General features: G+C 44.5%; 6 protein-coding genes, 1 rRNA gene and 1 riboswitch (1 of these 8 running past the window's edge). Of the genes, 2 read left to right on the top strand and 5 right to left on the bottom strand.

Annotated elements, in window-relative coordinates; all coding sequences use genetic code 11:
* Positions 1-738 precede the first annotated feature (738 nt).
* Positions 739-842, top strand: a riboswitch (TPP riboswitch).
* Positions 843-956: 114 nt separating this feature from the next.
* On the top strand, positions 957-1,544 hold the full coding sequence (gene thiW, locus NQ550_RS21540) for an energy coupling factor transporter S component ThiW (RefSeq protein ID WP_020993246.1): 588 nt from the start codon (positions 957-959) through the stop codon (positions 1,542-1,544).
* A complete protein-coding gene (gene thiM / locus NQ550_RS21545) occupies positions 1,474-2,250 on the top strand; it encodes a hydroxyethylthiazole kinase (protein ID WP_025580877.1) in 777 nt (258 codons plus the stop codon). Before thiW ends, thiM begins: the two co-directional genes overlap by 71 nt.
* 58 nt (positions 2,251-2,308) lie before the next feature.
* Here thiM and NQ550_RS21550 read toward each other — a convergent pair whose 3' ends face one another.
* From NQ550_RS21550 to NQ550_RS21570, 5 genes are all read right to left on the bottom strand, one after another.
* Positions 2,309-3,709: an MATE family efflux transporter gene (locus NQ550_RS21550; RefSeq protein WP_025580875.1), complete on the bottom strand. Its 1,401-nt coding sequence runs from the start codon at positions 3,707-3,709 to the stop codon at positions 2,309-2,311.
* Positions 3,710-3,809: 100 nt separating this feature from the next.
* Positions 3,810-4,022, bottom strand: a complete 213-nt coding sequence (locus NQ550_RS21555; protein ID WP_025580873.1) for a helix-turn-helix domain-containing protein — start codon at positions 4,020-4,022, stop codon at positions 3,810-3,812.
* Between the two features lie 140 nt (positions 4,023-4,162).
* Positions 4,163-5,497, bottom strand: coding sequence for a chloride channel protein (locus NQ550_RS21560; protein ID WP_025580870.1), 1,335 nt, complete (start codon positions 5,495-5,497; stop codon positions 4,163-4,165).
* A gap of 175 nt (positions 5,498-5,672) precedes the next feature.
* Positions 5,673-7,673 (bottom strand): right-handed parallel beta-helix repeat-containing protein, encoded by a 2,001-nt coding sequence (locus NQ550_RS21565; RefSeq protein WP_025580868.1) that lies wholly within the window; start codon positions 7,671-7,673, stop codon positions 5,673-5,675.
* Positions 7,674-8,023: 350 nt separating this feature from the next.
* Positions 8,024-10,742: ribosomal RNA gene (locus tag NQ550_RS21570) — 23S ribosomal RNA — on the bottom strand (it continues 165 nt past the right edge of the window).

Below are 10,742 nucleotides of genomic sequence, written 5' to 3' on the forward strand. Positions count from 1 at the left end.
TTTCTGTCCATGCAGACAGCTTCTTTTTATCATATGCTGTCTGTCATCTACCTGTTAATCATATCACGGACAATCGTTTTAGTACAAATAGATTTTTTATTTCAATTCGTCCTAAACCATGATATGTTACTGTTCACTCCGTTCACAGTAACGTAGCCAAAATTCATTCCAGATTGCCTGTGGCAATGGAATTTTGGCTCGTATGTCTCGGGATTTTGGCATATTCATGCCAAAACACCTCGCGGAATAGTGGTGTGTGAACAGTAACCATGATATACTATAAGAACTGTCGAACCTCCAGCAGAAAGGAGGTGAGTTTCATGGAAGAAATTCTCGTCACATTTCTTGTCTCTGTTTTAGCAGGCGTAGTTAGCTACTACATATGCAAATGGCTGGACGGCAGACACTAGACAGCAACAGCCCAAACGGAACAGCTCACCGTAACGAGCAAGAAAGCCCTCAGAGCTGCAACTCTGAGGGCTTTTGTTTCTTTAGTTCGCTTCATGGAATCTCGTCACATTCCTTAGCTACTGTTAGTATATGCTGAAAAAAATAAAAAGTCAACTTAAAAATAATATTAGGTAGTATAAATTTACTGTAGGAAATTTACCCTGCTTTTACATCCCATTGACTTTTCCAAAAGCTTGTGTTACTCTAAAGCGTGTTTGAAAATTGTAACGCACATCTTGCGTAAAGCATTTTTCAAATACGCTCTAACAAAAGAAAATCTGCATAATGGATAATAACAACGGGAGCCTGTGGGACAGGCTGAGAGGAAGATAGATCTTCGACCGCACCTGATATGGATAATGCCAGCGTAGGGACTGTATTTGTATATTAAAATCTGCCAGTGTGTTATTCCGGCAGATTTTTTTGCAGGATTTTATCTGCTTCCTGCACAACTGATAATGTCTGCTTCGGCAGACCAAATCTTAATTTCAAGGAGGTTCATTATTATGAACACAGACAGATCAAAAACACTCAGAATGGTCATGCTCGCCATGATGGTTGCCATCGGCGTTGTCATCTCACCTATTCTGAGAATCGAGGGTATGTGCCCTACTGCACACCTGATAAACATCGTCTGTTCCGTACTTCTGGGACCGTGGTATTCATTGCTTTGTGCCACTCTCATCGGAATCATCCGAATGATGTTTATGGGTATCCCGCCACTTGCACTGACAGGTGCCGTATTCGGCGCATTTTTATCAGGCGTTTTCTACCGCGCTTCTCATGGAAAGATTATCTGCGCAGTGATCGGTGAAATCTTCGGAACCGGTATCATAGGCTCTCTGGTTTCCTATCCTGTAATGGCATTTCTTATGGGCAGAAGCGGACTGAACGCATTTTTCTATACACCAATGTTTCTGGCAGCAACCTGCATGGGCGGCACCATTGCCTACTTCTTCCTGAAGGCCTTAAGTCACGCAGGAATGCTTGCCAAATTTCAGCAAAGCCTTGGAGCAAAAGTATATGACCGTAAATCAGACAAATCCCAGACAATTGACCAGAGCAGCACAGCCGCTGATTCATTGCATCACTAATCCGATTTCTATTCATGACTGTGCGAATATTATTTTGGCGGCCGGAGGCCGCCCGATCATGGCAGAACATCCGGCAGAAGTAGCTGAGATCACCAGAAACTCTCATGCACTGGCACTGAATCTTGGAAATATCACTGATGCACGTATGAAATCCATGCCGGAATCTCTGAAAACTGCTGCCAGTCTCCATATCCCTGTTATGCTTGATCTGGTAGGAACTGCCTGCAGCAATCTGCGCTATGAATTCGCACAGAAGCTTATGAACATCCACATGCCTGAACTCCTAAAAGGAAATATGTCTGAACTTCTTGCCATGTCCGGACAGACCGCACATGCAATTGGAATTGACGCAGGTGTACAGGATGTGCTTACAGATGCCAATCGTTCCCATCTGAAAGAACTTTTCCAGGAAAAGGCTTCCCGGTGGAATACCACACTTCTTATCACAGGCAAGGAAGATATGATCGTCTCTGCCAGTAAATGTGAATTTATTACAAATGGCACTCCTGCCATGTCACAGATTACAGGAACCGGATGTATGCTTGGAATGATCTGTGCCACCTATCTGGCAGTTACAGACCCATTTACAGCGGCCCTGTCAGCAGCCAGAGAATTTGGCACAGCAGGAGAAAGAGCAGAGAAAAACAGCTCCGGCCCCGGAAGCTTCCAGACAGAGCTGTTCGATCAGTTTTACAATCTTTTATAAAAAAGTTCCCGTCAGACAATATGGCCAAATTTCTTCCATATTATCTGCGGGAACTTTTTTATGCTATTTCCGCACTGCGCATCTTTCCCAGTTCTCGTCTCGCAAACACAATTGCCAGCACAAATGCCGCTGCATCTGCGATCGGTCCTGCATACATCACTCCATCAATTCCCATAAACAACGGGAAGATAATGATCAATGGCAGAAGAAAAATCACCTGCCGTGTCAGAGACATTACAATACCCAGCTTCGCCATACCGATAGAAGTAAAGAAACCGGAAGATACCGGCTGGATACCGTTTGCAAAAGTCATAAACATAAATATTTTCAAGTAGCGTTCTGCAAACTGAAAATACAGCTCACTTCCTGTTCCGAAGATACCCACGATCTGGTGTGGAAATATCTGGAAACAGAAAAAAAATATCGTTGCAATTACTGTACAGGCAGTTACAGAATAACGGTATGCCTGTCTTACTCTGTCATATTTCTTTGCTCCGTAATTAAATCCCCAGATTGGCTGACTGCCCTGAGAAATACCAATACAGATTGCCATAAACACCATATTGACTTTGGAGATAACACCTACACAGGCAATGGGAATATCACTTCCATATACGGAATTTGCTCCATAATAACGCAGAATATTATTTAATACAATCTGCACGATCGCCATGGCAATCTGATTAATGCAGGATGCAAGTCCCAGAGAAATAATTGCTTTAAGATATGACAGCTTTGGTTTCAGCATCCCACCGGACAGATACATTTTGCGGAACTTACAGAAGTACACAATTACCAGAACTCCGGAAGCAACCTGTCCGATCACTGTTGCCCATGCAGCACCCTTAATTCCCCATCCGAATCCAAAAATAAACAGCGGATCCAGAATAGTATTGATGATCGCACCTATCATAATACAGACCATAGAATAAGTCGGACTTCTGTCTGCTCTGACCACATGATTCCCGCCGACAGACAAAATATAAAATGGAAGTCCAAATGCAGTAATACCTGTATAATCAACAGCATAAGGCATAACATCTGCAGTTGCCCCGAACAATGTCAGAAGTGGTTTCAGGAACATCAGTACAATCACAGCAAGTATCAGACCACTGATTGCCAGTGACGACAACGCAGTACCTGCAATCCCGCTGGCTTTCTTCTCCTGTCCTGCCCCCATTTCCAGATTATAATTTGATGCACCGCCAATTCCCAAAAGCAATGCCAGCGCAGTTGCGACCGTTGTAACAGGAAACGCCACATTCGTTGCCGCATTTCCCAGCATACCTACACCCTGTCCAATAAAAATCTGGTCCACGATATTATACATCGCACTGACCAGCATACTGATGATAGCAGGAATCGCAAACTTCGCGATCAATCCACCTACCGGTGCTATACCAAGCGGATTCTGTGCCTGCGAATTTATCTCCTGCGTACTTTGATTATCTTTTTCCAAGTAAATTCCATCCTCTCTCTACATATTCGATATAATTTCTATCACTGCTATTTTGTAATAAAACACTTTTCAGGATAATCTCTATTATTTCCCTGCCCCACTATACCGTATCATTTACTTTAACATTTATTCTCTTTCCCTGCAACGTAAAAAGCATACCGACTCTTTCTGAATTTTTCAAAAGTTTACATACTTTTTGTCCTTTTTCTATCCGGTATCTCCTTGGAATCATTCCATATCGCTTCTTAAACTGCCGGAAAAAATAACTCTGGTTTTCATAACCGACACCCAGAGAAATTTCTTCAATAGACAAATCTGTCTGCCTCAACTGTCGCTTTTCATGGCTTTAGAATAACAAAAATAAGGACAGTTTTTCAGATTCTTATTAGACTGAAAAACTGTCCTTATTTTCTATTTATATCTCTACACCGAACAACTGCTCTGCAGTTTCGGTTAAAACCGCGTAGGTTTATTCACATACTTTGCCTTATACTTAGAATACACAATCGTCTGGTCCTTATACAGTCCATAGTATCCTGAAGCCGCATAACTGATAGAAACAGCAATCAGATAAAAAGGAACTCCCTTAAATCCAAACATTTCAAATGCGATCAGAATTGATGTGATCGGGCAGTTTGTCACTCCACAGAATACCGCCGTCATTCCACATGTAGCACAGATAGATGGCGAAAATCCCAGCCAGTTTCCCATCACACATCCTAATGTAGCTCCTATACAGAACGAAGGAACAATTTCCCCGCCTCGGAATCCTGCACGCATTGTCAATGCAGTCAGTACCAGTTTCCAGAAGAAGTCCAGAGGTCTTGCCTGTCCTTCCTCCACTGCCTTCTCAATCAGCTCTGCACCTGCGCCCATATAATCTGAAGTTCCCAGAAGTAATGTAATTCCAATCACCAGACAGGATCCCACAACTACACGCACATATGGATTCTTAAACCACCTTCCATATGCTCCGGCAACTCCATTCAGCACCATACAGAATACAATACTAATCACTGCACATCCAACAGCGATAGCACCCATTTTCAAACCCGTTTCAATAGTCAGCTTCGGAATATCCACTACATGAAAAGTCTCCGGTGTAACTCCCATTCCTGCCGCAAATCCGGATGCAACCAGGGAAGCAATCATACAAGGCATCAAAGCTGTATAATACATCACTCCTACACTGACTACCTCCAGTGCAAAAACAGCCGCAGCCATCGGTGTTCCAAACAATGCAGAGAATGCTGCACTCATACCACACATAACAATTACATGTCGGTCTTCCTCATCCAGATGAATCCAACGTCCAAGCTGATTGGCAATACTTCCACCAAGCTGTATTGCCGCACCTTCACGTCCTGCAGAGCCACCTGCCAGATGCGTAAGTGCTGTAGAAATGAAAATCAGAGGTGCAGATAAAATCGGCACATCGTCCTGTGATCTCACAGTAGAAAGCACCTGATTCGTACCTCCATCATCCTTACCAAATTTCTCATACAGGTATACAATAATTAATCCCATCACCGGAAGCAGATAGAACATCCATTCATTTTCTTTCCTGCAATTTGTCACACTCTTCAGCACAAAAGAAAACAGTGTACTCGCCGCTCCTGTAATACATCCTACAAGTACCGCGATCATCAGCCATTTTACAAGATTTCCCACATCACGCTGAATCTCACTACTATAATATTGAAGCTTTTTTTTCAGTAAGCTTTTCGCTTCCGTACTTTGTTCTTCCGTGTCATTCTCCTGATCTGCACGCTTTTCCTCTTTCTCCATTTCCCCCTCTTACCTTTCCTTATTATTTTACATACAAATTTGCTATTTCTATTTTAGCATACATTTTCCATATCTGCCAGAAAGATAAGACAGAGAAAATAAAGGTTATTGGAATTATATTACTGCTCACTCAGGCGTAGATTCACAATTGTATCCGATAACTTACTTAATTCGTTTAAAATGCAGTACATATATTAACGTTTTTCCCAACGTCTTCCTTCTCTGCAAAAGGTCCGGGAATTACCTTGGCACCTCTGTGTCCTCCAAAGTAATCGGTATCAAATGTTATCGGTGTTCCATCCGGATTTTCGAAGAATTCTTCCGGCTCAAAAGCTTTTCCCAAAACTTCTGTATTGATCATACGTCCGGAGAAATCTTCAAGAATCTCATATATATTTGTATCCAGGAAATATTTTCCGTCTTTCTCTGTTAATTCTACCTTCACATTCTCAGAAGAAACGAACCCATTTTTCTCATGTTTCCATGCCTTTGCACCATTAAGATAAACATTTCCTTCACTCCATACCGGTAAATGATCAAAATGAACTGATTCCAGTTTCTTCATATCTGCAGGTTTTGTAAAATCAAACTGTGAAATCCATTCATCATACGTTGGATACTCATCAAACATCCAGGTTCCGACTTTTCTGTTTTCAGAATCAAATCCATCATCAGAATCATGCATTGTAATAAAATCTTCTGAAGGCCATTTCTGGACGAAAATATTATTATAGAAACGATCATCTCCATGAAGTATAGTCATAAATCCCATAACCTCTGTACGATGAGGCATATGATATGGTGTATAACGCCAACTGGTTCCTTCGCCTACACAAGTTAAAGCACCGCAGATCAGATTATGTACCATAGCAACACCCTGAGTAGCAAAACGCAGGCTGGCATCTGATAAAAGGATATTGTTATCAATAAGAGTAGGACCATGACCTACTTCAACAAAAATATCCTGGCACATCATACCACCTTTCAACTGTTTAGCAAATGCCGGACGCTGATTGTCATGGAGCAGGTTCTGAGAAAGTCGTGTACCCTGAGCTTCCCAATCACACCAGATTCCCATAGTACAATGATGAATATGATTTCTTCTCATAATAACATCAATTGCAGCATGCATTTTAATTCCGGCAATTTCTGCTCCGCCCAATTCCATCATATTGTTGATATGGTGAATATGATTATCCTCAATAATACTGAATACACCACCCATACGCCCGATAATACCACCCTGCTCACAGTGGTGGATATTGTTTCGGCGGATAATATGACTTCCTACTTTTTCCTTAAGCCAGCCATGATACTGTCCACGGCATACCGCGTCTCTTTCCATTTGAGTTGGACTCTTAACATATTTATTAGTAAAATAATGATCATTTTCCGGATCATAATATTTTCCAAGAGAAATTCCTGCACATTTGCTGTTAGAAATTTCGCAGTCCTCAATGATCCATCCTTTACTCCAGTGAGGCCCGATCATGCCATCCTGATAAGCTGCAGGCGGTGCCCAGGTAGTTGCTGCTTTTGTAACTACGAAACCACTGACTGTGATATATCCAACACCTGTTTTTGATGGCATAAAGCATTCACGACGTACATTAATTTCTACATTTTCCTCATTTGGATCTGCTCCATGAAAATTCGCATAAATTACTGTCTCATCTTTTTCCTGATCCTGTTCTGTGTACCATTTATAAGTAGATTCCTCCGGAACCCAACTACACTCATAAACCTCGGCTTTAATACATTCCTCTACACTTCCAGCCTCATAAAGTGCTCGGTTATTAAGATATACACATCCTGTATGTTTGTCAGCTTTAGCAAAATACCAGTCTCCATATACCATAGTTGTATATGGATTATAGTTGCCAAAAAGACTGTTCGCAACACGGCATACCCATACGTTTTCCTTATAAGGAACCCATGACTGAATTCGTTCTGCTCCGGTAATAACTGCCCCAAGAGGCTCTACACTCCTGTAAGTAATTCTGGCATCCTCTCTACCCGCATGAACAGGATCTACATACTCCCGATAAACTCCAGGAGCTACCCAAACTTCATCCCCCGGCTGTGCAATTTTTGCTGCATCATTAATATGACGAAACGGCATCTGTTCTGTACCATTACCATCATGACCAGCATTTACATTTACATAAATCTTCATGAAAAACCCTCCCATATATGTTTCTATTATAGCAGTCCTCGTAAATAATGCATTTAAGACAGTTCAGCATGATTTCACACTCTGATGGGCTAGATTAAGATGTATTATTTTAGAGGATTAATAGATTCTATAAATCTTGCTTATAATTTTAAAACCCATTTTCCTGCAAGACAATATATTTTTAATCCCACTTTCTATAATTTTCTATGTAAATGGTCAGAAGTTTCAGACATTCCTTTCTATAGATTTTTGCACACAAAAAAACCAGCTAGATGATAGCTGGTTTTTACTGTACCTTCAAAACTACATACATGTTGACATTTCCTTGAGATTCATTCTTCCTGCGATTCTTGGTCAAGCCCTCACCCGATTAGTAACAGTCAGCTCCATGCATTGCTGCACTTCCACCTCTGCCCTATCTACCTCGTCGTCTTCAAGGGGGTTTACTTCTTAACGAATGGGATATCTCATCTTAAGGGGGGCTTCACGCTTAGATGCCTTCAGCGTTTATCCCTTCCGGGCTTGGCTACTCGGCCGTAGACTTGGCAGTCTAACCGATGCACCAGCGGCCCGTCCATCCCGGTCCTCTCGTACTAAGGACAGCTCCTCTCAGATATCCTACGCCCACGCCGGATAGGGACCGAACTGTCTCACGACGTTCTGAACCCAGCTCGCGTACCGCTTTAATGGGCGAACAGCCCAACCCTTGGGACCTACTACAGCCCCAGGATGCGATGAGCCGACATCGAGGTGCCAAACCACTCCGTCGATGTGAACTCTTGGGAGTGATAAGCCTGTTATCCCCAGGGTAGCTTTTATCCGTTGAGCGATGGCATTCCCACTTAATACCACCGGATCACTAAGCCCTACTTTCGTACCTGCTCCACCCGTCGGTGTCGCAGTCAAGCTCCCTTCTGCCTTTGCACTCTTCGAATGGTTTCCGTCCATTCTGAGGGAACCTTTGGGCGCCTCCGATACCCTTTCGGAGGCGACCGCCCCAGTCAAACTCCCCGTCTGGCATTGTCCCACCGCCGGGTCACGGCGGCTGGTTAGAAACCCAATACTGCAAGGGTGGTATCCCAACAGCGGCTCCATGGCAACTGGCGTTACCATCTCCTAGCCTCCCACCTATCCTGTACATGCAATACCGAGTCCCAGTACCAGACTGGAGTAAAGCTCCATGGGGTCTTTCCGTCCTGGCGCAGGTAACCAGCATCTTCACTGGTACTTCAATTTCACCGGATGCATTGTCGAGACAGCGCTCAAATCATTACGCCTTTCGTGCGGGTCGGAACTTACCCGACAAGGAATTTCGCTACCTTAGGACCGTTATAGTTACGGCCGCCGTTTACTGGGGCTTAAATTCAAAGCTTCGCTTGCGCTAACCTCTCCTCTTAACCTTCCAGCACCGGGCAGGCGTCAGCCCATATACCTCACCTTTCGGTTTCGCATAGACCTGTGTTTTTGCTAAACAGTTGCTTGAGCCTATTCTCTGCGGCCTGGTTTCCCAGGCACCCCTTATCCCTAAGTTACGGGGCCATTTTGCCGAGTTCCTTGACAATGCTTCTTCCGCCGGCCTTAGGATTCTCTCCTCATCCACCTGTGTCGGTTTACGGTACGGGTACGGTATAAACGATAGCGGCTTTTCTTGACGCATGGCTCACGGACTTCGTTACTTTATTTCACTCCGCATCACGGCTTCCCATTGCCACCCGGATTTGCCAAAGTGACTGGTACCCCGCTTGCACCGGGCTTTCCATTCCCGGCTTCCGCTTTCCTTACGTGTCCCCACAGTTCTGTCATACCGCAGTACAGGAATCTCCACCTGTTGTCCATCGGCTACGACTCTCGTCCTCGCCTTAGGCCCCGACTTACCCAGAGCAGATCAGCTTTACTCTGGAAACCTTGGATATTCGGCCATAAGGATTCCCACCTTATTCTCGCTACTCATTCCGGCATTCTCTCTTCCATGCAGTCCACAGCTCCTTACGGTACTGCTTCTTCCCGCATGCAATGCTCCTCTACCAACCTTTCGGTTCCTTAGTTTCGGTGGCGCGTTTCAGCCCCGGACATTTTCGGCGCAGGACCTCTCGACCAGTGAGCTATTACGCACTCTTTGAATGGATGGCTGCTTCTGAGCCAACATCCTGGTTGTCTTCGAAATCCCACATCCTTTTCCACTTAACGCGCACTTGGGGACCTTAACTGAAGGTCTGGGCTCTTTCCCTTTTGACCGCCCAACTTATCTCGTGCAGTCTGACTCCCGATAATCGATTACGCGGCATTCGGAGTTTGATATTCTTCGGTAGGCTTTGACGCCCCCTAGGAAATTCAGTGCTCTACCTCCGCAAATCTGTATCGAGGCTAGCCCTAAAGCTATTTCGAGGAGAACCAGCTATCTCCGGGTTCGATTGGAATTTCTCCCCTATCCACACCTCATCCCCACCCTTTTCAACGGATGTGGGTTCGGTCCTCCACTACCTCTTACGGCAGCTTCAACCTGGACATGGATAGATCACCCGGTTTCGGGTCTACTCCTACTGACTCTGGCCCTCTTAAGACTTGGTTTCCCTACGGCTCCGCACCTGAAGTGCTTAACCTTGCCAGTAAGCGTAACTCGCCGGACCGTTCTACAAAAAGTACGCGGTCGTGCATATAAAGCACTTCCACAGCTTGTAGACACAGGGTTTCAGGTTCTCTTTCACTCCCCTCCCGGGGTCCTTTTCACCTTTCCTTCACAGTACTATGCGCTATCGGTCACTAAGTAGTATTTAGCCTTAGGGGGTGGTCCCCCTGATTTCCCACAAGGTTCCACGTGTCTCGTGGTACTCTGGATCCTGCTCAGTCTCATCAGCTTTCACGTACGGGGCTTTCACCCTCTCCGGCCGGCTTTCCCAAAACCGTTCTGTTAGCTTCAGAGAATCTTAAATGCAGTCCGTAACCCCGGAATGCACGCATTCCGGTTTAGGCTCCTCCGCGTTCGCTCGCCGCTACTTACGGAATCGAGTTTTCTTTCTTTTCCTCCGGGTACTTAGATGTTTCAGTTCCCCGGGTTCCCTTCCATACGTT

Source organism: Blautia wexlerae DSM 19850 (genome assembly GCF_025148125.1).
GTDB classification, from domain to species: domain Bacteria; phylum Bacillota; class Clostridia; order Lachnospirales; family Lachnospiraceae; genus Blautia_A; species Blautia_A wexlerae.